The organism is Pseudoxanthomonas sp. F11, assembly GCF_037046485.1.
In the GTDB taxonomy this organism is placed as follows: domain Bacteria; phylum Pseudomonadota; class Gammaproteobacteria; order Xanthomonadales; family Xanthomonadaceae; genus Pseudoxanthomonas_A.
Genome location: NZ_JBANLZ010000001.1, coordinates 23,280 through 48,119 on the forward strand (window position 1 = coordinate 23,280; position 24,840 = coordinate 48,119).

24 protein-coding genes are annotated in these 24,840 nt (G+C 68.2%); 17 read left to right on the forward strand and 7 right to left on the reverse strand.

Annotation, left to right across the window (positions count from 1 at the left end):
- Nucleotides 1-3 precede the first annotated feature (3 nt).
- Complete coding sequence (locus V8246_RS00105) at nt 4-1,869, reverse strand: ferrous iron transporter B (protein WP_336187403.1); 1,866 nt, start codon at nt 1,867-1,869, stop codon at nt 4-6.
- Complete coding sequence (locus V8246_RS00110) at nt 1,866-2,111, reverse strand: FeoA family protein (RefSeq protein ID WP_313498944.1); 246 nt, start codon at nt 2,109-2,111, stop codon at nt 1,866-1,868. Before V8246_RS00110 ends, V8246_RS00105 begins: the two co-directional genes overlap by 4 nt.
- A gap of 108 nt (nt 2,112-2,219) precedes the next feature.
- On the opposite strand from V8246_RS00110, the gene V8246_RS00115 reads away from it, so the two are divergent.
- The 10 genes from V8246_RS00115 to yeiP all read left to right on the forward strand — a co-directional run bounded on the left by V8246_RS00115 (nt 2,220) and on the right by yeiP (nt 12,432).
- Entirely contained in the window at nt 2,220-3,020 is an 801-nt protein-coding gene (locus V8246_RS00115) for an enoyl-CoA hydratase-related protein (RefSeq protein WP_336187404.1), read from the forward strand.
- A 195-nt stretch (nt 3,021-3,215) separates the two neighbouring features.
- Nucleotides 3,216-3,524, forward strand: coding sequence for an endonuclease domain-containing protein (locus V8246_RS00120; RefSeq protein ID WP_336188294.1), 309 nt, complete (start codon nt 3,216-3,218; stop codon nt 3,522-3,524).
- Between the two features lie 5 nt (nt 3,525-3,529).
- Nucleotides 3,530-5,521 (forward strand): acetyl/propionyl/methylcrotonyl-CoA carboxylase subunit alpha, encoded by a 1,992-nt coding sequence (locus tag V8246_RS00125; protein ID WP_336187405.1) that lies wholly within the window; start codon nt 3,530-3,532, stop codon nt 5,519-5,521.
- Nucleotides 5,522-5,529: 8 nt separating this feature from the next.
- Complete coding sequence (locus V8246_RS00130) at nt 5,530-6,141, forward strand: hypothetical protein (RefSeq protein WP_336187406.1); 612 nt, start codon at nt 5,530-5,532, stop codon at nt 6,139-6,141.
- On the forward strand, nt 6,138-7,058 hold the full coding sequence (locus V8246_RS00135) for a hydroxymethylglutaryl-CoA lyase (RefSeq protein ID WP_336187407.1): 921 nt from the start codon (nt 6,138-6,140) through the stop codon (nt 7,056-7,058). The genes V8246_RS00130 and V8246_RS00135 overlap by 4 nt, the downstream gene beginning before the upstream one ends.
- Nucleotides 7,055-9,619, forward strand: coding sequence for an EAL domain-containing protein (locus V8246_RS00140; RefSeq protein ID WP_336187408.1), 2,565 nt, complete (start codon nt 7,055-7,057; stop codon nt 9,617-9,619). The genes V8246_RS00135 and V8246_RS00140 overlap by 4 nt, the downstream gene beginning before the upstream one ends.
- Before the next feature lie 119 nt (nt 9,620-9,738).
- A complete protein-coding gene (locus V8246_RS00145; protein WP_336187409.1) occupies nt 9,739-10,341 on the forward strand; it encodes a hypothetical protein in 603 nt (200 codons plus the stop codon).
- On the forward strand, nt 10,338-10,919 hold the full coding sequence (locus V8246_RS00150; protein ID WP_336187410.1) for a hypothetical protein: 582 nt from the start codon (nt 10,338-10,340) through the stop codon (nt 10,917-10,919). The genes V8246_RS00145 and V8246_RS00150 overlap by 4 nt, the downstream gene beginning before the upstream one ends.
- Before the next feature lie 79 nt (nt 10,920-10,998).
- Nucleotides 10,999-11,769: an SDR family NAD(P)-dependent oxidoreductase gene (locus tag V8246_RS00155; protein WP_336187411.1), complete on the forward strand. Its 771-nt coding sequence runs from the start codon at nt 10,999-11,001 to the stop codon at nt 11,767-11,769.
- Nucleotides 11,770-11,865: 96 nt separating this feature from the next.
- The gene (yeiP, locus tag V8246_RS00160) at nt 11,866-12,432 is read left to right on the forward strand and encodes an elongation factor P-like protein YeiP (RefSeq protein WP_336187412.1); all 567 of its coding nucleotides are present in this window, start codon (nt 11,866-11,868) and stop codon (nt 12,430-12,432) included.
- 7 nt (nt 12,433-12,439) lie between these two features.
- Here the strand turns inward: yeiP and V8246_RS00165 are convergent, their stop codons facing one another.
- The 3 genes from V8246_RS00165 to V8246_RS00175 form a co-directional block, all read right to left on the reverse strand.
- Nucleotides 12,440-14,260 carry a DUF4105 domain-containing protein gene (locus V8246_RS00165; protein ID WP_336187413.1) on the reverse strand — a complete coding sequence of 607 codons (1,821 nt, stop codon included), beginning with the start codon at nt 14,258-14,260 and terminating at the stop codon, nt 12,440-12,442.
- Entirely contained in the window at nt 14,260-14,559 is a 300-nt protein-coding gene (locus V8246_RS00170; RefSeq protein WP_336187414.1) for a DUF2388 domain-containing protein, read from the reverse strand. Before V8246_RS00170 ends, V8246_RS00165 begins: the two co-directional genes overlap by 1 nt.
- A gap of 119 nt (nt 14,560-14,678) precedes the next feature.
- The gene (locus tag V8246_RS00175) at nt 14,679-16,067 is read right to left on the reverse strand and encodes an FAD-binding oxidoreductase (protein ID WP_336187415.1); all 1,389 of its coding nucleotides are present in this window, start codon (nt 16,065-16,067) and stop codon (nt 14,679-14,681) included.
- Nucleotides 16,068-16,259: 192 nt separating this feature from the next.
- Between V8246_RS00175 and serA the strand changes: the two genes are divergently transcribed.
- A complete protein-coding gene (serA, locus tag V8246_RS00180) occupies nt 16,260-17,501 on the forward strand; it encodes a phosphoglycerate dehydrogenase (RefSeq protein WP_313222770.1) in 1,242 nt (413 codons plus the stop codon).
- 30 nt (nt 17,502-17,531) lie between these two features.
- Here the strand turns inward: serA and V8246_RS00185 are convergent, their stop codons facing one another.
- Nucleotides 17,532-18,080, reverse strand: a complete 549-nt coding sequence (locus V8246_RS00185; protein ID WP_336187416.1) for an NUDIX hydrolase — start codon at nt 18,078-18,080, stop codon at nt 17,532-17,534.
- Nucleotides 18,081-18,266: 186 nt separating this feature from the next.
- Here V8246_RS00185 and V8246_RS00190 point away from each other — a divergent pair, with 186 nt between their 5' ends.
- The gene (locus tag V8246_RS00190; RefSeq protein ID WP_336187417.1) at nt 18,267-19,757 is read left to right on the forward strand and encodes an amino acid permease; all 1,491 of its coding nucleotides are present in this window, start codon (nt 18,267-18,269) and stop codon (nt 19,755-19,757) included.
- A 75-nt stretch (nt 19,758-19,832) separates the two neighbouring features.
- Nucleotides 19,833-21,263, forward strand: coding sequence for an amino acid permease (locus V8246_RS00195; RefSeq protein ID WP_336187418.1), 1,431 nt, complete (start codon nt 19,833-19,835; stop codon nt 21,261-21,263).
- Nucleotides 21,264-21,335: 72 nt separating this feature from the next.
- Here the strand turns inward: V8246_RS00195 and V8246_RS00200 are convergent, their stop codons facing one another.
- Nucleotides 21,336-21,665, reverse strand: a complete 330-nt coding sequence (locus tag V8246_RS00200; RefSeq protein ID WP_253460370.1) for a high-potential iron-sulfur protein — start codon at nt 21,663-21,665, stop codon at nt 21,336-21,338.
- A gap of 113 nt (nt 21,666-21,778) precedes the next feature.
- On the opposite strand from V8246_RS00200, the gene V8246_RS00205 reads away from it, so the two are divergent.
- The 4 genes from V8246_RS00205 (at nt 21,779) to V8246_RS00220 (ending at nt 24,753) form a co-directional block, all read left to right on the forward strand.
- Complete coding sequence (locus V8246_RS00205; protein ID WP_185895896.1) at nt 21,779-22,420, forward strand: methylthioribulose 1-phosphate dehydratase; 642 nt, start codon at nt 21,779-21,781, stop codon at nt 22,418-22,420.
- Nucleotides 22,421-22,515: 95 nt separating this feature from the next.
- Nucleotides 22,516-23,076: an acireductone dioxygenase gene (locus V8246_RS00210; protein WP_185895895.1), complete on the forward strand. Its 561-nt coding sequence runs from the start codon at nt 22,516-22,518 to the stop codon at nt 23,074-23,076.
- Between the two features lie 96 nt (nt 23,077-23,172).
- Nucleotides 23,173-23,874 carry an acireductone synthase gene (gene mtnC / locus V8246_RS00215; protein ID WP_336187419.1) on the forward strand — a complete coding sequence of 234 codons (702 nt, stop codon included), beginning with the start codon at nt 23,173-23,175 and terminating at the stop codon, nt 23,872-23,874.
- Between the two features lie 9 nt (nt 23,875-23,883).
- Nucleotides 23,884-24,753: a DMT family transporter gene (locus V8246_RS00220; RefSeq protein WP_336187420.1), complete on the forward strand. Its 870-nt coding sequence runs from the start codon at nt 23,884-23,886 to the stop codon at nt 24,751-24,753.
- The last annotated feature ends 87 nt before the right edge of the window (nt 24,754-24,840 follow it).

Consider the following 24,840-nt stretch of genomic DNA (forward strand, 5'->3'; position numbering starts at 1 on the left):
GGCTCAACCGGCGCCCAGTGCGCTGGCGACCTGGTAGGTCACCAGCGAGGCGAGGTAGGCCAGCGCGAACAGGTAGAACGCGGCGAAGCCCATCTGCCTCCACGAGTTGGTCTCGCGCTTGATCGTGGCCAGCGTGGAGATGCACATCGGGGCGTAGATGAACCACACCAGCAGCGACAGCGCGGTAGCGAGCGACCAGCCATCGCTGATCACCGGGGTCAGCGCCTGGATCGCCGCGTCGTCGTCGGCGGCCGACAACGCGTAGATGGTCGCCAGCGACGACACCGCGACCTCGCGCGCGGCCAGGCCGGGGATCAGCGCAATGCAGATCTGCCAATTGAACCCCAGCGGCGCGAAGAACACCGCCATCGCGTGGCCAATGCGACCGGCAAAGCTGTAATCGATCGCCGGGCCGATCGCGCCCTCGGGCGGCGCCGGGAAATTCAACAGGAACCACAGCAGGATGGTCAGGGCCAGGATGATGCCGCCGACGCGCTTGAGGAAGATCATCGCGCGCTCCCACAGGCCGATCAGTAGGTCGCGCGGGTGCGGGATGCGGTAGGAAGGCAGTTCCAGCAGCAGCGCATGCTCGCTCTTGTCGCGACGCCACTTCTTCATCACCCACGAAACGACCAGTGCACTGAGGATGCCGGCGGCATACAGGCCGAACAGCACCAGGCCCTGCTGGTTGAAGATGCCCCACACCGTCTTCTGCGGAATGAATGCGCCGATCAGCAGCGCGTAGACCGGCAGCCGTGCCGAGCAGGTCATCAGCGGCGCCACCAGAATCGTCGCAAGCCGATCGCGCGGGTCCTGGATGCTGCGCGTGGCCATGATGCCCGGGATGGCGCAAGCAAAGCTGGACAGCAGCGGGATGAACGAACGGCCGGACAGGCCGGCCGACGCCATCATGCGGTCCAGCAGGAAGGCCGCGCGCGGCAGGTAGCCGCTTTCCTCCAGCGCCAGGATGAAGGCGAACAGGATCAGGATCTGCGGCAGGAACACCACCACACCGCCCAGGCCGGCGATGATGCCGTCCACCAGCAGGCTGCTGAGCGGCCCTTCAGGCAACACGCCGCCGGCCCAGCCGCCGAGCGCGCCCGTACCCGCTTCGATCAGGTCCATCAGCGGCGTCGCCCAGGCGTACACGGCCTGGAATATCAGGAACATCACCACGGCCAGCGCCAGCAGGCCGAACACGGGATGCAGCAGCCAGCGGTCGAGTGCGTCATCGATCTTCGCCGTGCGCGTGGGCATGGTCACGGCCAGCGACAACAGCCGGCGCGTTTCGGCGTGCAGGTCCGCGCCTTCGGCGAGGCGCGCGGTGGGTTCGTGCGGGCGCGCTGCCGTGCGATCGATCTGTTCGACAAGCGCGCGCGCGCCGTTGTGCTTCACTGCCACGGTCTCGACGACCGGCACGCCCAGTTCTCGCTCAAGTGCGGCCAGGTCGATGGCGATGCCGCGGCGCTGCGCGGCATCCATCATGTTGACCGCCAGGATCATCGGCTTGCCGAGTTCGCGCACCTCCAGCGCGAAGCGCAGGTGCAGGCGCAGGTTGGTGGCGTCCACCACGCAGACCAGCACGTCGGGTGCGGGCTCGCCCGGATAGAAACCGCGGCAGACGTCGCGGGTGACCGCTTCGTCCAGACTCGCGGCATGCAGGCTGTAGGCACCCGGCAGGTCGAGCACGGCGTACTGGCGGCCGGACGACGCGGAGTGCAGCCGTCCTTCCTTGCGCTCGACGGTAACGCCGGCGTAGTTGGCCACTTTCTGGCGACTGCCGGTCAACTGGTTGAACAGCGCCGTCTTGCCGCAGTTCGGATTGCCGACCAGCGCCAGCCGCAACGTCGAGACGTCTGCGGCGCTCATGCGGCCCCTCCGTTGCGCAAGCGGATGCGCGCGGCTTCGGAACGGCGCAGTGCGAACCGGGTGAAGCCCACCTGCACCAGCAGCGGTTCGGCACCCAGTGGACCTTTCGCGACCACTTCCACTTCCTCGCCATTGACGAAACCGAGTTCGCGCAGGCGACGGGCAATGGCGTCCTGCGGCCCATGGTCTTCCACGGCGTCGACGATGGCGGGGATACGCGAGGGCAGTTCTGTCAGGATCACGCCGGACTCTCAAATGCGAACTATTCTCATTGTAGCATCGCCGCAGTGCAGGAAGGCTGCAACGCAGCGTGCCGGTATCATTCGGCGACTTCGCAAGGAACGGCTGGCATGGCGGAAGCCCCGCAGGGACACCCTCTCGTACTCGAGCGCGTCGGCGCCGTGGTCCGCCTGCGGTTGGACCGCCCGGCGCTCCACAACGCGTTCGACGCCGGCCTGATCACGGCCCTGACCGCCGCCCTGGACCCGCTCGCCGGCGATCCGACGGTGCGCGTGGTGGTGCTGGAAGGCAGCGGGACATCGTTCTCGGCCGGTGCGGACCTGAACTGGATGCGCGGCATGGCGACGGCCAGCGAGGCCGAGAACCGCGACGACGCCCTCGCCCTCGCCCGCCTGATGCGCACCCTGGACGAACTGCCCAAGCCCACCATCGCCCGCGTTCATGGCGCGGCCTTCGGCGGCGGCGTGGGCTTGGTGGCCTGCTGCGACATCGCCATCGGCGTGCCCGAGGCGAAGTTCGGTCTGACCGAAAGCAAACTGGGCCTGTTGCCGGCGGTGATCTCGCCCTACGTCATCGCCGCGATCGGCGCGCGCCAGGCGCGGCGCTGGTTCGCCACCGGCGAGATCTTCGATGCCGCCACGGCGCTGCGGATGGGCCTGCTGCACACGGTGGTCGAAGCGGATGCGCTCGACGCCGCCATCGAGCGACAGATCGCGTTGCTGCTGAAGGCCGGGCCCGTGGCCGCGGCGCACGCGAAACGGCTGGTCGCGCGCGTGGCCGCCACGGCCGACCGCGACCGCGCCGACCGCGACAACGCCGACCTCATCGCGCGCCTGCGGGTGTCACCGGAGGGACAGGAAGGCCTGTCCGCCTTCCTCGACAAGCGCACACCCCGCTGGGTGGAGGACTGAGCGGAGTGCCACGTGCGGGCATGACAGGCCGCCGCGCTCCAGGGCCCTCCCCTTCAAGGGGAGGGTTGGGTGGGGATGGTGTTCAAGGACGGAATCACCATGCAAGGACAAACGAACAGGAAGATCATCAAGGGCAAGCTGCAACGAACGCTGCGCAATCGGCCCACCGAAGCGGAACACCGGCTGTGGTAATACCTGCGTGGCCGGCAGGTGGCGGGATGCAAGTTCCGCAGGCAGCATCCCTTCGGTGATTACATCCTGGACTTCGCCTGCCTGGAGCGGAAGATCGCGGTGGAACTGGATGGCAGCCAGCATGCCGACGACGTGCACTACGACACTGAGCGCAGCCGTCTCCTCGAAAGTGCGGGGTTCAAGGTACTCAGGTTCTGGAACAATGATGTGTTCGACAATATCGAAGGGGTGATTGAAGTGATTCTCGACTCGTTGATCCCACAGGCAGCCGCACCATCCCCACCCAACCCTCCCCTTGAAGGGGAGGGCTAGAAGCCGTGTTCTCGAAGATCCTGATCGCCAACCGCGGCGAGATCGCCTGCCGTGTCATCCGTACCTGCCGGCGGCTCGGCATCCGCACCGTCGCGGTGTACTCCGAGGCGGACGCCGATGCCCAGCACGTACGCCAGGCCGACGAGGCCTACCTGATCGGCGGGCCGCGTCCGGCGGACAGCTACCTGCGCGGCGACGCCGTCATCGCGGCGGCCAGGGAAGCCGGCGCGGAGGCCATCCATCCCGGCTACGGCTTCCTGTCGGAGAACGCCGACTTCGCCGATGCCGTCGCCGCCGCCGGCCTGGTGTTCATCGGGCCCTCGGGCGCGTCGATGCGCAAGATGGGCAGCAAGGCCGGTGCGAAGGAACTGATGGCGGCCGCGGGCGTGCCCGTCGTCCCCGGCTATACCGGCGAGGACCAGTCGCCGAACACGCTGGCCCGCGAAGCGGCGCGCATCGGCTTTCCGCTGATGATCAAGGCCGCCCATGGCGGCGGCGGCAAGGGCATGCGCGTGGTGCACCGGCTGGAGGACTTCATCGCCCAGCTGGAAAGCTGCCAGCGCGAGGCCGCCAACGCCTTCGGCCGCAACCGCGTGCTGCTGGAGCGCTACGTGGCATCGCCGCGCCACATCGAGATCCAGGTGTTCGCCGATGCGCACGGCCACACGCTGCACCTCAACGAACGCGAATGCTCGGCCCAGCGCCGCTACCAGAAGGTGCTGGAGGAATCCCCCTCCCCGTTCCTGACGCCCGCGCTGCGTGCGGCGATGGGCGATGCCGCGGTGAAGGCCGCGCAGGCCATCGACTATGTCAACGCCGGCACCGTGGAGTTCATCGTCGACCCCGACGGGCAGTTCTATTTCATGGAGATCAACACCCGCCTGCAGGTGGAGCACCCGGTCACCGAACTGGTTACGGGGCTGGACCTGGTGGAATGGCAGCTGCGCGTGGCCGCCAGCGAAGCGCTGCCCCTGGCCCAGGACGACATCCGCCAGCGGGGCCATGCGATCGAGGTGCGCCTGTACGCTGAAGATCCGGAGGCCGGTTTCCTGCCCGGGTCAGGTCGCCTGGAACGGCTTGCGCTACCCGAGGCGTCCCCGGGCGTGCGGATCGACGCCGGCGTGGTGGAAGGCGACACGGTAACGATCTTCTACGATCCGATGATCGCCAAGCTGATCGTTCATGGTGCCGATCGGATGGAGGCGCTCGCCCGCCTGCGCGACGCCCTGGCGCGCTGCGACATCGCCGGCCCCAAGTCCAACATCGCGTTCCTGGAAAGGCTGGTCCGGCATCCGGCCGTGACCGGGGGCTGGATCGACACCGGCTACCTCGACCGCCACCTGGACGAGTTCATGCCCGCCCCCTCGCTGGCAACCGCGCAGCAGGTGGCCCTCATGGCCGCGGAACTGCTCTGGCAGGAAGCCCGCGCCCGCGTCGCGGCACGGGACGGCAACGAACCGGATTCGCCCTGGGCCATCGCCGACGGCTGGCGGCTGGGCCATGCCGGCGCGCGCCCCCTCGCCTTCGCCCACCTGGGGCAGACCTGGACGGCGCTGGCGCACGGCCATGGCGGACGCTATCGCATCGAACTTGCCGATGAGGTGCACGAAATCGAGGATGCCCGCCTGACCGGCGAACTGCTCGGTTTGCGTATTCATGGACAGGCGCGACGATTCCGCATCCTGCGGCACGGCACCCGCCTGACGCTGCACGATGGGGAACAACGCACGGCGGTGGAGACGGTGCCGGCCTACCGGCGCACGGATATGGCCGAGGCGTCGGGCAGCGGAAAGATCGTCGCACCGATGCCGGGACGCGTGGTGCTGGTGAAGGCGCGGCCCGGCGATGAGGTGGTGGCCGGACAGGAGCTGCTGGTGATGGAAGCGATGAAAATGGAACTGGCCGTCAAGGCGTCGCGCGATGGCGTGGTCGCCGACGTGCGTGCGGCGGCCGGGGATTTCGTCGACGCCGATACCGTCCTCGTGGCGCTGGAGTGAAGGCCGCCATGGCGCCGCTGCGTTCGTGGGCCGTCGTGCTGCTGGCGGCCAGTCTGTTGGCCGGCTGCGTCATGTTCGAACAGCCGCCTGCCCCGCTGACCTGCGACCCGGCACTGGTCGGGCGATGGATCCCGCTGCCTGACAGCCCGCAGGACCGCGTACCGCTGGGCAAGGACGACTATGCCGATGTCGACGCGACCTGCCACGTTCGCCTCCGCGACAACAACCGCCAGGACGAACCCGGCTTCGATGCGCTCGGTTTCGAGGTGGACGGCGAGCGTTACCTCGCCCTCGGCTTCAAGGAACTGGAGAGCCTATTCGGTACCGGCAAGGCCGCCTCGCCGCCGATACCCAAAGGCATGCCCGCGGGTGCCGTCACGTTGCTCAAATACCGCATCCATGACGATACGCTGCAGATCGCGATGCTCGACACGGTGGCCATCATGCAACGGGTCCAACAGGGCGGCCTGAAGGCGCGCGAGACCGACGCCAGCACCTACCTGTTCGAAGGCAGCCCCGCGCAGCTGCGGGATTTGCTGCGCGCGCATCCTGACCTGTTCGACGCCTTCGACGGCACCTCGAAGACCCTGCGCATGCGTCGCGCGAAGGCGGGCGCATGACGCTGCCCTCGCCTCCTCCCGACGGCGACTTCGTCCGCATCGTCGAAGTGGGGCCGCGCGACGGCCTGCAGAACGAGAAGACGCAGGTCGCGACCGCCGACAAGGTGGAGCTGATCGACCGCCTGTCGCGCACCGGCCTGCTGACCATCGAAGCCACCAGCTTCGTCAGCCCGAAATGGGTGCCCCAACTGGCCGATGCGGCCGAGGTGTTTTCGGCCATCCAGCGGCGACCGGGCACGGCGTATCCGGTGCTGGTGCCCAACGAGACAGGCTACGACCGTGCGCGCGCCGTGGGTGTGCAGGAAGTGGCGGTATTCACCGCCGCCTCCGAAGCGTTCAACCAGAAGAACATCAACGCCTCCATCGACGCTTCCATCGAACGTTTCCGCCCCGTGCTGGCACGCGCCGCCGCCGATGGCGTGAAAGTCCGTGGTTATGTCTCCACCGTGCTCGGCTGTCCCTACCAGGGCGAGGTGCCGCTGGCGGACGTGGTGCGCGTGGCGAAACGGCTGCATGGCCTGGGCTGCTATGAAATCTCGCTGGGCGACACCATCGGCGTGGGGACGCCACGCAAGGCGGCCGACATGCTGAAAGCGGTCGCGTCCGAGGTGCCGATGCCCGCGCTGGCGGTGCATTTCCACGACACCTACGGCCAGGCGCTGGCGAACCTGCTGGCCTGCCTGGACGCAGGCGTACGCGTGGTCGATGCCGCGGTCTCCGGCGCGGGCGGATGCCCTTATGCGAAGGGAGCCAGCGGCAACGTCGCCACGGAGGACGTGGTGTACCTGCTGCACGGCCAGGGCCTGCACACCGGCGTGGACCTGGATCTGCTGGCCGAAACCGGGCGCTGGCTGGCGACGCGGCTGGGCCGCGAGACCGGCAGCCGTGTCGGCAAGGCGCTGGCGGCCGCCACATGAGCCATGACGCGCCCAGCGAAGGTCTCGACCTGCCGGCGCTCGTCGCCGCGCTGGAGCGCGCCGCTGCCGAACGCGGCCCGGCTGACGCCACCGCCCTGCTCCTGCGGCAGGCACGCGACGCCCTGCTGGCCAAGCAGCAGGAGGCCGACACCGAACGTTCGCGCTACCGCAACCTGTTCGACGCCGTACCCGACCCGGTCAGCATCATCGCCGAGGACGGCACCGTGCTGGACCTCAACAAGGCCGGCATGCAGGCCTACAAGCGGCCACGCGAGGAGATCGTCGGGCGCAACATCAACGTGCTCAATCCGGACCTGCCGCGCGACCACCTGGTGCCGGTCTGGGAAACGCTGAACCGCGGCGAGACCTACGTCATCGAAGTCACCAACATGCGGGGCGACGGCACGCGGTTCCCGGTGGAAGTGCATTCTGCCAACATCAGCTTCGACGGACGCAAGAGCATCGTCGCCGTCGCGCGCGACATCAGCTCCCGTCGGCTCGCGGAAATGCGCTACCGCGAACTGATGGAGACCATCGACAAAGGGATCGTGGTCAACAACCGCGACCTGGTGGTGCAGTACTGCAACGGCGCGGCCATGCGCATCTTCGGCATCCGCGAAGACCAGCGCGTGGGACAGGAACTGGCCCTGGACCGCTGGCACATCGTCGACGAGCACGGGCGCGAAATGCAGCGTCACGAACTGCCCGCGCAGCGTGCGCTGGACACCGGGCAGATGGTGGAAAGCGTGCTGCTGGGCATGTATCACCGGGAGCGCAAGCACCTGATCTGGCTGACCGCCACGTCGGTGCCGCAGTTCGCCCCCGGCGAAAGCCAGCCGTCGCAGGTGACCACGCTCTTCAGCGACGTCACCGAACTCAAGCGCGACAGTGCGCTGTTCGACCGCGCGCAGTCGCTGGCCCATATCGGCGGCTGGGAATGGGACATCGGCCGCGATCGGGTCTACCTGACCGACGAGGCCCAGCGCATCCTCGGTGCCGCGCGCCCGCTGGTGACGCTGGACGACGTGCTGTCCTGCCTGCGCGAATCCGACCGCCGCCGCCTGCGTGGCGCGCTGGACCTGATCACCGCCGGCGGCCAGGGCTTCGACCTGGAGCTGCAGGGCACGCAGGCCGACGGACATCCTTTCTGGATCCGGGTGATCGGCGACGCCGAACCCGGCGATCCGGGCGCCTCGCGCATCACCGGCACCATGCAGAACATCTCGCAGGACAAGCAGGCCGAGGAAACGTTGCGCATCCAGGCGCGCACCGACCCGCTGACCGGCCTGATGAACCGCGACGCCGTGCTGACCGACCTGGGCGCGCGCCTGGCCGATCCCGAACGCGCTCAGGTGGCGGTGCTCTACATCGACCTGGACCGCTTCAAGATGGTCAACGACGTGCTGGGGCACAACGCCGGCGACGAGCTGCTGGTGCAGGCCTCGGACCGCATCCGCGGCGCGGTGGGCACCGACGGCATGATCGCGCGCTTCGGCGGCGACGAGTTCCTGGTGATCTGCGATGCGGGCATGGATCCGCAGCTGCCGGAGAAGCTGGCGCATGCGGTGCTGGGGGCGTTCGCCGACGCCTTCCGCTTCGGCAAGGACGAGTTCGCCATCACCGCCAGTATCGGCCTGGCCGTCTCGCCCCGCGACGGCCTGCGTCCGCAACAGCTCATCCAGAACGCCGACATCGCGATGTACGACAGCAAGCATCGCGCGCGCAACGGCTGGCAGAGCTTCACCCAGGAACTGGCGCAGCGCCAGCAGGACCGCCTGCAGATCGAGACACAGCTGCGGCGGGCGGTGGACAACGAGGAGTTCCGGCTGGTCTACCAGCCCCAGGTGGACCTGCGCAATGGCCGCATCATCGCCGGCGAAGCGCTGATCCGCTGGCAGAACCACCAGCTGGGGGAACTGCGGCCGGACGTGTTCATCAGCCATGCGGAGACGACGGGCGACATCGTGCGCATCGGCAGCTGGGTGCTGCGCGAAGCCTGCCGGCAGGTGGCGGCGTGGCGCGACCTGGGACTCGGTATCGTGCGGGTGGCGGTGAACGTGTCGTACCGCCAGTTCGCCGGCGACGACCTCGCCGACCGCGTGCGCGCGATCCTCACCGAGTTCGACTTGCCCGGCGCGGCGCTTGAACTGGAATTCACCGAGCGCGTGCTGATCGAGGACGCTCCGGCCACGCTGCGCACCTTCGCCGACCTGCGCCAGTTGGGCGTGATGCTGACCATCGACGACTTCGGCGAAGGCTACAGCGCGCTGAACTACCTGCGCCGGCTGCCCATCCACGGCCTGAAGCTCAGCCCGCTGTTCACCGAGGGCGTGCCCAACAACCGCTCGGACGTGGCCGTCTGCCAAGCCGTCTCGGCCATCGCCCGCAGCCTGGGTCTGGGCCTGGTGGCCGAAGGCGTCGAATCGGAGCCCCAGCGGCAGTTCCTGCTGAATCTCGGCGTTCCGGTGGGCCAGGGCTTCCTGTTCGCGCCCGGCCTGTCGCCGGACGAATTCGCGCGGCGGCTGGCCGACAGCCCCCTGGAGCGCGCGCTGCACGCCTGAGGCGCCGTCGAGTCACGTAAATTCTCGTTGTCGAACTACGGCCGTCGCCCATATGCTTGCGACAGCGTCGGGTGGGGTGCCCGCCGCATTACACTTTCAAGGGGATAGGAATGTCCGCAATGTTCCGCAGCCTGCGCAACGCAGGTCTCGCTGTCGTCGCCTGCATGATGCTTTCCGGTTGTCTGTCGATGAAGTTCTACGTCGACCCGGCCCTGCCCGTCGTGGCCAGAACCGACCTGGTGGCGCCTGCCAAGCCGCAGTCGACTCATGTCCTTTTCGAGTTCCGCACCAAGGGCAGCGCCAACGCCACGGCCACCAGCCAGCTGCGCGGCCAGGTCGTCTCCTCGGTCGCCGAGTCGGGCCTTTTTTCCAGTATTTCGCCGGCCACGGGCGACGAAAGCGCGGGCCAGCTTAAGATCGTCATCGACAACGTCCCGCTGACCGACAACGCGGCGGCCAAGGGCTTCGGCACCGGACTCACCCTGGGTCTTGCGGGCTCCCAGGTGACCGACGGGTATACCTGCGAGGTCACTTACACCCAGGCGGGGACAACCACTACCACGACGGTCAAACACGCCCTCCATTCCACCATCGGCAATCATTCCGGGCCTGAAGGGCTAACTCCCATGCCCGCTCAGGACGCGCTCAACCAGATCATCAAACAGATGGTGTGGAACGCGCTCAAGGACCTCAACGCCAAGCGTGCGTTCGAGGGCGCGTGACCATGCGCACCCGCAGGCGTTTTCTGCCGGCGTGTCTCGCGCTGATCGCCCTGGCGCTGTCCGGCTGCATCTCCACGCCGGCACCACGGTACAACCCGAGCGTGGCCAACAGTTCGCTGATGTTGCAGCATCGTCCGATCGCCGACGTCGGCCCGTTCACCGCAGCGGCCGGAGTGGAGAATCGGGCACTGAGCATGCGCGGCTCGCGGCTGCAAGGCGGGAGCGACGGCACTTACGCTACCTACCTGCGCGATGCCGTGATCGCCGAGTTGCAGGTAGCGGGCGGCTACGTACCCGGCAGCCGGGTGAGGATCGACGGTGAGCTCACCCACAATAGCCTGAATGTGGCGGGGATCAAGGTCGGCAGCGCCGAAGTGGGAGCGCGGTTCATCGTGCGGCGCGAAGGGGTGGTCGTCTACGACCGTTCGCTCAAGGCAAACCATGAATGGGATTCGTCGTTCATCGGTGCCCTCGCCATCCAGGCCGGCATCGACAACTATGGAACCACGGTGCAGAAGCTCATCGGGCAGTTGCTTGCCGATCCCGCCTTCATCGAAGCTACACGCAAGGACGAATGAAAGGCGGGGATGGCCCGGTTCCGGGCCATCCCCGTGCGCCCTCCGCTAGAATGGCGCCCCCAACCTTGTGTGTACTCTCATGCAGCTTTCCGATACCCGTGCCGTCATCACCGGCGGCGTCTCCGGCCTGGGGCTGGCCGTCGCCCGCCATCTCGTCGCCCACGGCGGCAAGGCCGCATTGTTCGACGTCAATGACGACAAGGGTGCTGCGGCCGTCGCCGAGCTCGGCGAGGCCAACGTCCGCTACTTCCGCACCGACGTGACCGATGAGGCAGGCGTGGCCGCCAACATCGCCGCGGCGAAGGACGCGCTGGGCGGGCTGAACGCCGCGATCAACTGCGCCGGCATCCTCGGCGCCGGCCGGGTGCTGGGCAAGGACGCTCCGATGCCGCTGTCCACCTTCCAGACCACCGTGATGGTGAACCTGGTGGGCAGCTTCAACGTGGCCAAAGCGGCCGCGGATACGATGCAGCACAACACGCCGAACGCGGATGGCGAGCGCGGCGTGATCGTCAACACCGCCAGCGTGGCCGCATACGAAGGCCAGATCGGCCAGGCGGCGTACTCGGCCTCGAAGGGCGGCGTGGTCGGCATGACCCTGCCGATGGCGCGCGAGCTGTCGCGCTTCGGCATCCGCGTGATGACGGTGGCCCCTGGCATCTTCTGGACACCGATGGTCGATGGCATGCCCGAAGCCGTGCAGCAGTCGCTCAGCGCCTCGATCCCCTTCCCGTCCCGCCTGGGCAAGCCGGAAGAGTTCGCCGACCTGGTCGCCTACATCCTGGGCAACGCCTACCTCAACGGCGAGACCATCCGCCTGGACGGCGCGGTGCGGCTGGCGCCTAAGTAAAGCAGCGGCGAGTGGAGAGACGTGAGAAGTGAGCCAGAGCCCGCTTCCGCCCTTCCACTCACTCCTCACTCCTCCCCACTCACTCCTCGCATTCATATGAAAGCTTTCGAGATCAAGAAAGGCAACGTCGTCGAACACAACGGCGGCGTGTACCAGATCCGCGACATCGAGCGCAGCTCGCCGCAGGGCCGCGGCGGCAACGTGCGCTTCCGTTTCATCATGTACAGCGTGCCGGGCGGCAACAAGCTGGACGCCAGCTTCGACGCCGACGACAGCCTGACCGAAGTGGAACTGCTGCGCCGCCAGGCCACGTATTCGTACAAGGACGGCGATGCGTTCGTGTTCCTCGACGACGAGGACTACACGCCGTACACGCTGGACGCGAACGTCATCGGCGACGACGCCGGTTACATCACCGAGGGCCTGAGCGGCTGCTACGTGCAGGTGATCGACGAACTGCCGGTCGCGCTGCAGCTGCCGCAGCACGTGACCCTGGAGGTGGTGGAAACGCCGCCGGAACTGAAGGGCGGCACGGCCACCAAGCGCCCGAAGCCGGCCCGGCTCAGCACCGGCATCGAGATCATGGTGCCGGAGTACATCACCACCGGCGAGCGCATCCTGGTCAACACGACCACGGGCGAGTTCGGCGGCCGCGCGGACTGATCCGCGCTCAGGGTGCGTCTGCGGCCAATGTCCGCAGGCGCGCGCCGATGGCATCCACGTTGGCGTCGATGCCGCGCAGGGTCTCGCGCTGCTCCTCGGGAAGCCAACGTTCCAGGTCGCGACGCAGCGCGGCATCTTCGTTCCGCAACCGCGCCACCCTCGCCTGCGCTTCGGCGACGATACGCGCGCGCTCCGCAGTCTGCGGCAATCCATACCCCTCTTCCGCGAGTTCGGCGGGCCGGCTGACGAAGCTGTTATCCCCCAGCCATGCCTTCAGCGCTTCCACCGCAGCCGCGGCACCGTCGGGCACGTCGCGCCCGAGGTAGCGCCGCTTGAGTTCGTCGCGCAGCAGGAGCTGCTGCCGGCGCTGCGCTGCGTGCTCCAGGACCAGCAGCGCCGCGCTCGCCTTCAGGTCCGCCCTCGGCAACCAGTGCGCACGCTCGCCTGGCGGCAGCGCCAGCCACGCATGCGCATCCCGTTGCGGCAGCGCCAACGCATCGCGCGCGACCGAGAACAGCGCTTCGTAACGCGCGCTTGCCGCTTCGAAGTAGTACCCCAGGCGGCGGGCTTCATCAGCGTCCTCAAGGGGACGGCGATCGGCAATGCCTTCCCGCTCCAGCTTCCGCAGCAGGCCGGTGGGCGTGATGCTCGCCAACGAGGCGTCCGCAAGGCGTGGGATACCGTCGTGAAGCAGCTTCCACGTCTCCACCGCGCAGTTGTTGCCGATGAAGTAGTAGCGTCCGTCGTAGCTCCAGTGCAGTTGCGCGGCGCGCTCCAGCAGCAAGCCGATCTCTTCCCGCTGCAGGCGCAGGGGCACCGACTGCAGGCCACGCAGTTCGACCCTCGTGTATTCCTCGATCACCTGGTCCAGTGGCAACAGGAACAGGCGTGAGGGATACGAGCCGGTCAGTCCGCGCCAGCCGGAGATCTGCACGTCGCCGACGAAGGCGCGGAACGACAGCACGCGATGATGGGCCAGGTCCAGCCTGCAATCCGGCCCCGGCGCGCGTCCCGGTGCGCACACCACCAGCCTGAGCATGCTGTGTCCCCAGCGGCTCATCGCCTGCGTGTTGCCTTCGGCCAGCAAGTAGTCCACTTCGTAGACGCGGGCGGGATCCAGTGCCAGCAACGAGGCCTCGCCTGCCTCGGCATCCACGTCCAGGAACGGCAACCCGGGTGCGCAGGGATGCGCCGTCGCCAGCACGCTGAAGTGGGCCGAGAAGTGGCGATGCAGCGCCGGACGCCGACAAGCGTAGAAAGGGTCGAGCACGAAATGCTCGAGGTTCACGGCCACGAATTCGGATGGGCGCTCGAGCTCGTACGGATCGGGCGTACGTACGACGAAATCGTTGCGCGAACGACGCCCCGCGACGGTGAACACACTGCGCTGCCACCCTGCCAGATCGCGCAGACGCGGATCGCCGGACAGGACGTTGCGCTGCGCACGGTCATAGGCGTGGGCCAGTTCGTGCACCAGCGCATGGCGAGTGGCGCGCAGGGCATCGTCGTCCGCCCGCAAGGGGTTGCCTGCCCGCCAGGCGTCCAGCAGGCGGCGCGGCAGCATGATGCGATCGCCGATCCGACGTCCCGCGACGTGCGGCGACAGGTCGTCGCGCCATTGCAGGGCGAGATCCGGGGGCAGGCCATCGCGCCACGCCTGCGGCAGACGCGGCAGCACATCGTCCACCAGCGTCCGCGTCGCGGTGAGTTCGTCCGTGGTCAGCTGCGCGGGATCGATGTCGAGCGCGGCCGCCGCAGCGATCGGTCCCAGCCACGCCCACAGCAGGAGCGCGGCGATGCGCCGGCCCCGGGGCCGACGCAGGTGCATCAACGGGCCAGGATGGCCTGCGCCAGCTGCATGTCGCTGGCGCGGCGCGCGGCTTCGTCCGTTTCGCGCAGGCGGCGCAGCGCGGCTTCCAGCTGGGCCCCACGGATGCGGCCATTGCTGGCGACGAAACTGGCGGCATCCTCGCGTGCCTGCACGACGATCTTGTCGTCGCCGGACGAGCTGCCGGACGAAGCCGACGAACCGGCGGAGGAAGCGCCTGCCGATGAGCCGGCAAAACTGCCGGCGAGCACCGGCACAGAGAACGCCAGCAGCACGCCGGCCAGGATCATTCGGGACATGGATGTTTCCACACGGGGGGGAACGCCGTGACCGGCGCGGAGCGCAAAGATTACCCGCAAACGCCCGGCGAGCGCCTGAATCGGCGCACCTGCAGGAGCAGGCGATGCGCGCAGGGATGTCAAGCGTCGAACAGCTTGCCCGGATTCATCAGGCCATTGGGATCCAGCACCCGCTTGATGCCCCGCATCACCGCAATCTCGTCGGCGCTGCGCGTGCTCTCCAGATAGCCCTTCTTCACCAGGCCGATGCCATGCTCGGCCGAGATGCTGCCGTGGTGGCGCTTCAGCGAGGCCGCCAGCAGCTTGGTGACCTGCTCGCACTGGGTGACGAAGTCTGCGTTATCCATGCCATCGGGTTTCAGCACGTTGATGTGCAGGTTGCCGTCGCCGATATGGCCGAACCACACCACCTCGAACTGCGGATACGCCTCGCCCAGCAAGGCCTGGGTCTCGGCCAGGAACGCCGGCATGGCCGAGATGCGCACCGACACGTCGTTCTTGTAGGGCACGTAGCGGGCCAGCGCTTCGGTGATGCCTTCGCGCAAGCGCCACAGCTGCGCCGCCTGCGCGTCGGACTGGCTGATCACGCCGTCGCTGACCCAGCCCTGCTCCATGCAGGCCTCGAAGGCGGCCATGGCGGCGGCTTCCTTCGCCTCGTCGCCGATGGCGAACTCGGTGACCACGTAGTACGGGTGCACCTCGTCGAACGGCTTCTGCGCGCCGTGCGCCAGCACATGCTGCAGCGCGCGGTTGGTGAAGAACTCGAACGCCTCCAGCTGCAGGCGCTCGCGGAATGCGGCGAAGACCTGCATCAGCACCTCGAACGACGGCAGCGCCAGCAGCATGACGTTGGTCGGCGGTGGCGGATCGGTCAGGCGCACGGTGGCTTCCACCACCACGCCCAGCGTGCCTTCGGACCCGATGAACAGATGGCGCAGGTCGTAGCCGCTGGAGTTCTTGATCAGTGCCTTGTTGAGCTCCAGCACGTCGCCGGTGCCGGTGACCACCTTCAGGCCGGCGATCCATTCGCGCGTGTTGCCGTAGCGGATCACGCGGATGCCGCCCGCGTTGGTCGCGATGGTGCCGCCGATGGCGCACGAGCCCCGCGAAGCGAAATCCACGGGGTAGACCAGGCCCTGCTCGCGCGCCGCGTTGTGCACGGCCTCCAGCGGCATGCCGGCCTGCACGGTGAGCGTGCGGTCGACCGCATTGAAATCGATCGCCTGGTTCATGCGCTCCAGGCTGAGCACCAGTTCGCCGTTGGCCGCCACGGCGCCGCCGGACAGGCCGGTGCGGCCGCCCGACGGCACGAGCGCGACGCGATGCGCGTTGGCCCACTGCACGACGGCCTGAACGTCCTCGACGGTGGCCGGCAACGCGATCGCCAGCGGCGCTGGCGTCCAGCGCCGGGTCCAATCGCGGCCGTAGTGTTCGAGGTCGGCGGGATCGGTCTTCAGGCGCAGCCCGGGGGCGGCGTCGAGCAGGGCTTGCAGGCGCGGATCGCTCATTGCACGGGTGGGTTTTCAGGGGCGCTCAGGGTGCCAGCGATGCCGTGCGGCGTCCAGCCGATGACGAGGTCGTTTCAGAGGCAACCAAGCCGGGAAATCGGCAACCGAGCATTCCATTCCGCGCCGCAGCATCGACGGCGCGCATCTGGCATAGTGACGACCCCTTTCCATTCCCCGCACGACCTTCCGGCAATGTCGAACAAGAAGACCTCGTACCCGAAGCAGGACATCCGCGTACTGTTGCTGGAGGGGGTCAGCCAGACCGCGGTGGAGACCTTCCGCGCGGCAGGCTACACGCAGATCGAGTTCCACGAGAAGTCCCTGCCGGAGGACGAACTGAAGCGCCGCATCGCCGAGGCGCACATCGTCGGCATCCGCTCGCGCACGCACCTGACCGACGACGTGCTGGCGCAGGCGCGCCGGCTGATCGCAGTGGGCTGCTTCTGCATCGGCACCAACCAGGTGGACCTGGATGCCGCGGAGCTGGCCGGCATTCCGGTCTTCAACGCACCCTACTCCAACACCCGCAGCGTGGCCGAGCTGGTGATCGCCCAGGCCATCATGCTGATGCGCGGCATTCCGCAGAAGAACGCCGAGTGCCACCGCGGCGGCTGGAGCAAGTCGGCCGCGGGCAGCCACGAGGTGCGCGGCAAGACGCTGGGCATCATCGGCTACGGCCACATCGGCACGCAGGTCGGCGTGCTGGCCGAAGCGCTGGGCATGCACGTGCTGTTCCACGACATCGAGACCAAGCTCTCGCTGGGCAACGCGCGCCCGGCCATCGGCCTGGACGACCTGCTGGCGCAGAGCGATGTGGTCACCCTGCACGTGCCGGAGACGCCCGCCACCCAGGGCATGTTCGGCGCGGCGCAGATCGCCGGCATGAAGCGCGGCGCGCACCTGATCAACGCCTCGCGCGGCACCGTGGTCGACATCGACGCGCTGGCCGATGCGCTGAAGTCGGGCCAGGTGGGCGGCGCGGCCGTGGACGTGTTCCCGGTCGAACCCAAGGGCAATGCCGAGTCGTTCGAATCGCCGCTGCGCGGGCTGGACAACGTCATCCTCACGCCCCATGTCGGCGGCTCCACGCTGGAAGCGCAGGACAACATCGGCATCGAGGTGGCGGCCAAGCTGGTGCGCTACAGCGACAACGGCAGCACGCTGTCGGCGGTGAACTTCCCCGAGGTCACCCTGCCCGGCCACGACGGCAGCCGTCGCATCCTGCACATCCACCGCAACGTGCCGGGCGTGCTGTCGCAGATCAACGACATCTTCCGCGACCGCGGCATCAACATCGACGGCCAGTTCCTGCGTACCGATCCCAAGGTCGGCTACGTGGTCATCGACGTCACCGCCGACGAGGAACAGACCACCAGCCTGCGCGAGGCGATGGCGGCCATCGACGGTACGTTGCGGGTACGCGTGCTGTATTGAGGCCCGTCGGCGGGTGGGCCACGGCCCGCCCTACGCGCCGCCGCGCGCCAGCCACTTGCGGGCCATGCGCCCGATCGACGCATCGGCGTCCTCCGCCAGGGGGGCGATCTCGCGCCAGGCCAAGTCCAGCGACTCTTCGCTGACCACGTAGGCCTCGCTGCCGCGTGCACGCACCACGTAGCGCACGTCGTAGTGCCAGTGCCCGGGAACCCCGTTGCGCTCGGGGATCCAGTGGCGGTCCAGATCGAAGATGCCGCCCTCCACCGCCAGGTCGGACAGGCCCGACTCCTCTTCGGCTTCCTTCAGTGCCACGCGCGCCATGTCGGTGTCGCCATCGGCGTGCCCGCCCAGTTGCAGCCAGCGGTCCAGCTTGCGGTGATGGGTCATGAGGATGCGCCGGCCATCACCGCTGACGAGCCATGCGCCGCCAGTCAGGTGGCCTTCCAGCCGCTCGCGGACGAACGGATTGACCGGCTCGTCCAGCAGGGCCAGGAACTGGGCGGTGACCGCTTGTTCGTCGGGCCAGCGGCGGCCGTATTCGGCCAGGTGTTCTCGTAGCGAAGCATAAGCGGCTGACACGACGTGCTTTTCCTTTCCGCGATGGCGAAGACGGCGCCGATTATCGCCGGCCATGCTGCACCTGCGCTTGTGATCCCCCGCCCGCTTTGGCAAGGTACGGCCTTCCGTGGGGACCGTCCCCATGACCGTTGTCACCGCCCGGTGGGCCTGTCCATCGGCACTCAGTCATCTCAGGGGACGCTGCGAATGCTCAAAGCTCTGTTCAGGGTCAAGCCGGTCGCGCCGGCAGGCCACGTCGATGCCGGTGAACCCTTCGAAGGCAGCCTGGACGGCGAAGCCACCCTGAAACGGACGCTGACGGCCAGGCACCTGGTCATGCTGGGCGTGGGCGCGGTGATCGGCGCGGGCATCTTCGTGCTGACCGGCCAGGCCGCGGCCAACCATGCCGGCCCCGCGATCATGCTGAGCTTCGTGCTGGCCGGCTTCGCCTGCGCCATGGCGGGCCTCTGCTACGCCGAATTCGCTTCGATGATGCCGGTGTCCGGCAGCGCGTACTCCTATTCCTACGCGACCCTGGGCGAAGCCGTGGCGTGGTTCATCGGCTGGTGCCTGGTGCTCGAGTACCTGTTCGCCTCGTCCACGGTGGCCGTGGGCTGGTCGGGCTACCTGGTGAGCTTCCTCACGTCCACGCTAGGCGTACCCTTCCCCGAACAGCTGGCCACCGCGCCCATCACCTGGGCCGACGGCGGGTTCGTCGCCACCAACGGCATCATCAACCTGCCCGCGGTGCTGATCGTCGCGGCGGTCAGCGGCCTGTGCTATGTCGGCATCACCCAGTCGGCCTTCGTCAACGCGATCATCGTGGCGATCAAGGTGCTCGTGATCGCGGCCTTTCTGGGCTTCGGCGTGCAGTATGTGGACCCGGCCAACTGGACGCCCTTCATCCCGGAGAACACCGGTCCCGGACAGTTCGGCATGGACGGCGTGTTCCGCGCCGCGACCATCGTGTTCTTCGCCTACATCGGCTTCGACGCGGTCTCCACCGCAGCCGGCGAAGCGAAGAATCCGCAGCGCGACATGCCCAAGGGCATCCTGGGTTCGCTGGCCATCTGCACCGTCATCTACATCGCCGTCTGCGCGGTGCTGACCGGCATGACCCACTACAGCCTGCTGGGCACCGCCAAGCCGGTGGCCACCGCGCTGGAAGAGGTCCTGAAGGCCGATCCCGGCGCCAGCGTCGGCTGGCTGAAGACGGCGGTGGAGATCGGCGCCATCGCCGGCCTGTCGTCGGTGATCCTGGTGATGCTGATGGCGCAGCCGCGCATCTTCTATTCGATGTCCCGCGACGGGCTGCTGCCGCGCCTGTTCGGCAAGGTGCACCCGAAGTTCCATACGCCGTACATCGGGACGATCATCGTGGGCGTACTGGCCTGCCTGCTGGCCGGCTTCATGCCACTGAGCGTGCTGGGCGAACTGGTTTCGATGGGCACGTTGCTGGCCTTCGCCACCGTCTGTCTCGGCGTGCTGGTGCTGCGCTTCACCCGCCCCGACCTCGCTCGCCCGTTCCGCGTGCCCATGTTCTGGCTGATCTGCCCGCTGGGCGTGCTGGCCTGCCTGTTCCTGTTCATGCAGTCGTTCCTGGAACACTGGCAGATCTTCGTGGGCTGGACGGTGCTGGGGCAGGTGATCTACTTCGCCTACGGCTTCCGGAACAGCAAACTCAGGCAGCGCGCCTGATCGTCTTCAAGGCCGGCGGGCACACCGCCGGCCTTTTTGGTTGTACTCCTCGATAACGTCCCGAGACCACGCACGATGCTCCGACAGCTCCTGGCCACCAAGCACCCCCACGCCGCCCATACCGAAGCCGAAGGGCTCAGCCTGCGCCGCACGCTCGGCCCGTGGGGTCTGACCGCGCTCGGCATCGGCGCGGTGATCGGCGGCGGCATCTTCGTGATCACCGGCCAGGCCGCGGCCAACCACGCCGGTCCCGCGATCATGCTGTCGTTCGTGCTGGCCGCCATCTGCTGCACGTTCTGCGCGCTGGCCTATGCCGAATTCGCAGCGATGGTGCCGGTGTCCGGCAGCGCCTATACCTACACCTACGCGACGCTGGGCGAACTGACCGCCTGGTTCATCGGCTGGATGCTGGTGCTGGAGTACGGCGTGTCGGCGTCCGCGGTCGCGGTCAGCTGGACCGGCTATCTGCTGAGTTTGCTCGAACACGCGAATATCTATCTGCCCGAAGCCTTCGTCAGCGCACCGCTGGACGCGCAACTGCGCCCCACCGGCGCGATCGCCAACGTGCCGGCCGCCGTGCTGGTGCTGTTGCTGACCTGGCTGTGCTACGTCGGCATCCGCAAGTCGTCGGCCATGAACATGGCCATGGTGGTGCTGAAGACCGGCCTGATCGTGCTGGTGATCGTCGCCGGCTGGCAGTACGTCGACCCGGGCAACTGGCAGCCCTTCATTCCCGCCAACGAAGGCCCGGGCAAATTCGGCTGGGACGGCGTGCTGCGCGGCGCGGCGATGGTGTTCTTCGCCTACATCGGCTTCGAGGCGGTGTCGGTGGCGGCCCAGGAATCGCATCGCCCGCAGAAGGACCTGCCCGTCGGCATGCTGGCCTCGCTGGCCATCTGCACCATCCTCTACATCGCCATGGCGGCGGTGATGACGGGCCTAGTGCCGTATACCGCGCTGGGCACGGCCGAGCCGGTGGTCACCGCGGTGGCCGCCCATCCGGAGCTGGGCTGGCTGCGCATCACCGTGGAGATCGGCGCGCTGATCGGCCTGTCGTCGGTGGTGCTGGTGATGATCATCGGCCAGCCGCGCATCTTCATGATCATGGGCCGCGACGGCCTGCTGCCGCCGGTGTTCACCAAGATCCATCCCGAATACCGCACGCCGCACATCAATACGGTCATCACCGGCGTGGGCATCGCCCTGCTGGCGGCGCTGTTCCCGCTCGACATCCTGGGCGAACTGACCTCGATGGGCACCCTGATCGCGTTCGCCTCGGTCTGCGTGGGCGTGCTGGTGCTGCGCCGCACGCAGCCGGACCTGCCGCGTCCGTTCCGCATCCCCGCGGCCTGGCTGGTCTGCTCGCTGGGCGTGCTGAGCTGCATGGCGTTGCTGTCGGCGATGACGGCGCACAACTGGATGCTGATGGGCGTCTGGACCGCGGTCGGCTTCCTCATCTATTTCCTGTACGGCTACCGCCACAGCCGGTTGCGCACGCCGCGCTGAGCCGGTTCCGCAGACCGCACATGGAAAAGGCGCGGGTGACCGCGCCTTTTCGCTTTCCGTGAACCGGATGTATCAGGGCTTCTTGGCCCAGGCGCTGCACCAGCCCTTCGCGGCGACCGAGTTCTTCGGGAACAGCGTGCACGGGCCATAAGCCTGGCCCGCCGGCGCCTTGAAGAAGTTGCAGTTGGCGCAGTGATCCCCCGCCTTGTGCTTGGGGTGCTTCACGGTGGCGGCGTTCTCGCTGTAGGCCAGCGCCTTGGCGGTGGGGTTGTTGGCGTCCAGCTTGGGGAGGGCGGTAGGCGCGGCAGCCTCGGCACGCACCGCGTGCCAGGCCAGCGGGGCCACGGCGGCGGCGGTCAGGGTGGTGGTCAGGAAACGGCGGCGGGAGGCATCGTGGCTCATCTGGCTGGGCACCTGCGGGAAGGAGGCTGCAGTGTCGCGCTTCCGGCCCGCCGACCGCATTGAGCAGGATCAATCAGTCGGGCCGCCGGACGGGTTCCGTTAGAATGCGCGGCATGAACGCCCTGCCCTACGACGCCGACCAGCTGCGCGACCGCGCGCAGTCCATCATCTCCAACGTGCGCGAACTGTCGCAGCTGGGCTGGACCCCAGCCACCAGCAGCAACTTCTCGCAGCGCCTGGACGAACGGCATGCGGCCATCACCGTCTCCGGCCGCGACAAGGGCCGGCTGGTGGAGGCGGACATCATGGTGGTGGACTTCGAAGGCAAGGCCGTCGGCAGCGACCATCGCCCCTCGGCGGAAACCCTGCTGCACACCCAGCTCTACCGGCGTTACCCCGAGATCGGCTGCGTGCTGCACACGCACTCGCTGGTGCAGACCGTGGCCTCGCGCCTGTTCGCCGGCGCCGGCCATGTCCGGCTGGAGGGCTTCGAACTGCTGAAGGCATTCCACGGCAACCACACCCACGAGATGGCCATCGACGTGCCGGTGTTCGCCAACACCCAGGACATGCCGACCCTGGCCGCGCAGGTCGATGCGCTGCTGGACCGGCAGCCGCTATGGGGCTACCTGATCGACGGCCACGGCCTGTACGCATGGGGCCGCACCATGGCCGAGGCGCGCCGGCATCTGGAAGCCTTCGAATTCCTGTTCGCGGCCGAACTGGAGTTGCGCAAGCTCGGCTGCCGCGGCTGATAACCGCCGGTTATCGCCGCGTTACCTTTCCGCCACAGGGCGTCCGGGCCGGGTTTGCTACCCTAACGTTCCCCCCGCCGCCTCACGCCATTGCCATGAGCCGCCTGCGCATCTTCAAGGAATCCGACCCGGCCACCCCGGAGTTCGCCAGCTACGACCCCGATTTCATCGCCACCGAGCTGAAGAAGATCGGCGTGACCTTCGAACGCTGGAAGGCGAACAAGCCGATCGAGCCCGGCGCCTCGCCGGAAGAGGTGATGGACGCCTATCGCGCCGACATCGACCGCCTGGTGGCCGAGCGCGGCTTCAAGACCGTCGACGTGGTCAGCATCGCGCCGGACAACCCGCAGCGCGAGGCGATGCGCGCCAAGTTCCTCGACGAGCACTACCACAAGGAAGACGAGGTGCGCTTCTTCGTGGCGGGGTCGGGCCTGTTCACGCTACACGTGGATGGCAGGGTCTACGAGATCGAGTGCGTGCAGGACGACCTGATCGCCGTGCCGGACGGCGCGCTGCACTGGTTCGACATGGGCCCGGAGCCCCGCTTCGTCGCCATCCGCTTCTTCACCGAGCCGGATGGCTGGGTGGGCCACTTCACCGGCACCACCATCGCCCAGCAGTTCCCGCGCTACGACGGTCTGACCGACGGGCATTGATCGATCCTGCCGGCCCGGGCTTGCCCGGCGGCACGACCCTATCCAGAACAAGAGCAGCGGAGCGCGCTCCGCTCTACCGTGACCGTGAACATCGCCATGCCCGTTTCCGCCATCCTGACCGACATCGAAGGCACCACCAGCAGCATCTCGTTCGTGAAGGACGTGCTGTTCCCGTACGCACGGCGCGCCCTGCCCGGCTTCGTGCGCGACCACCGCGACGACCCGGAGGTCCGCCGCTGGCTGGACGTGGTGGCCACCGAGCACGGCAGCATCTGCAACGACGACGTCATCGTGGAGACGCTGCAGGGCTGGATCGACCAGGACCGCAAGCACACGGCGCTGAAGGCGCTGCAGGGCATGATCTGGCAGGCGGGTTACCGCGATGCCGACTTCACCGCCCACATCTATCCCGACGCGGCGCCCGCGCTGCGCGACTGGCACGCGCGCGGCTATCCGCTGTACGTGTACTCGTCCGGCTCGGTGCCGGCGCAGAAGCTGTTCTTCGGGCATAGCGACGCCGGCGACCTGACGCCGCTGTTTTCCGACTGGTTCGACACCGAAGTCGGCGGCAAGCGCGAAGCCGACAGCTACCGCGTGATCGCCGGCCGCATCGGCGTGCCGGCCAATGCCATCCTGTTCCTGTCCGATGTGGTGGAAGAGCTGGACGCCGCGCGCGAAGCCGGCCTGCAGACGCGCCTGATCGACCGCGTGGACGACTACCCGCAGTCCCGCGAGGGCGAGGCCGCGCACGGGCATGCGCGCGTGGCGTCGTTCGCCGACATCGCGCTGCCCGACTGAATCCGAACCATGGCGTCGCAACGCACGGCTACGCTGACGGGGCTGGCCGCCATCCTGCTGTGGGCTTCGCTGGCGGTACTGACGACCGCGACCGGCAACCTGCCCCCGTTCCAGGTGCTCGCGGTCAGTTTCGGCATCGCGTCGCTGCTGGGGCTGGCGCGGGCGGCACTGCGCGGCGCCGCGGGCTGGCGCGAGCTGCGCCAACCCGGCGTGGCGCTGGCGCTGTCCACGCTGGCGCTGTTCGGCTACCACGCGCTCTACTTCATCGCGCTCAAGCGCGCGCCGGCGGTGGAGGCGAACCTGCTCAATTACCTGTGGCCCCTGCTGATCGTGGTCTTCGCCGGCCTGGTCGGCGGCGTGACGGTGCGTGCCGGGCAGTGGGCGGGCACGCTGCTCGGCCTGGTGGCCGCGGCGCTGCTGGTGACCCGCGGACACGGCTTGCAGGTCGACCGTGCGCACGTCCCGGGCTACCTCGCCGCACTGGGTGCCGCGGTGATCTGGGCCGCGTATTCCGTGCTCAACCGCCGCTTCGCCGATGTCCCCACTGCCGCCATCACCGTGGCCTGCGCGGGCGTCTCGGTGCTGGGCGCCGCCGCGCACCTGCTGTTCGAGCGCACGGTCGCACCGGATGCCATCCAGTGGCAGGTCCTGGTCGTGATGGGCATCGGTCCGGTGGGAGCGGCGTTCTGGCTGTGGGACCACGGCACCAAGCGTGGCGACATCGCCCTGCTGGGCAGCCTGTCCTATCTGGCGCCGCTGCTGTCCACCCTCCTGCTGGTGGCGGCCGGTCGCGCGCAGGCGCACTGGATACACGCGATCGCCATCTCGCTGCTGCTGACGGGGGCGTGGCTCAGCGTGCGCGCCAGCGCGCCGCGCTGAAAGCGATTCGCGTTTCCGCACGGGTGGGCCGATCTGGCTAGACTGCGCGCCACGTCGCCCGCCCGCCTTCGCCAGCCAGCCACGTCA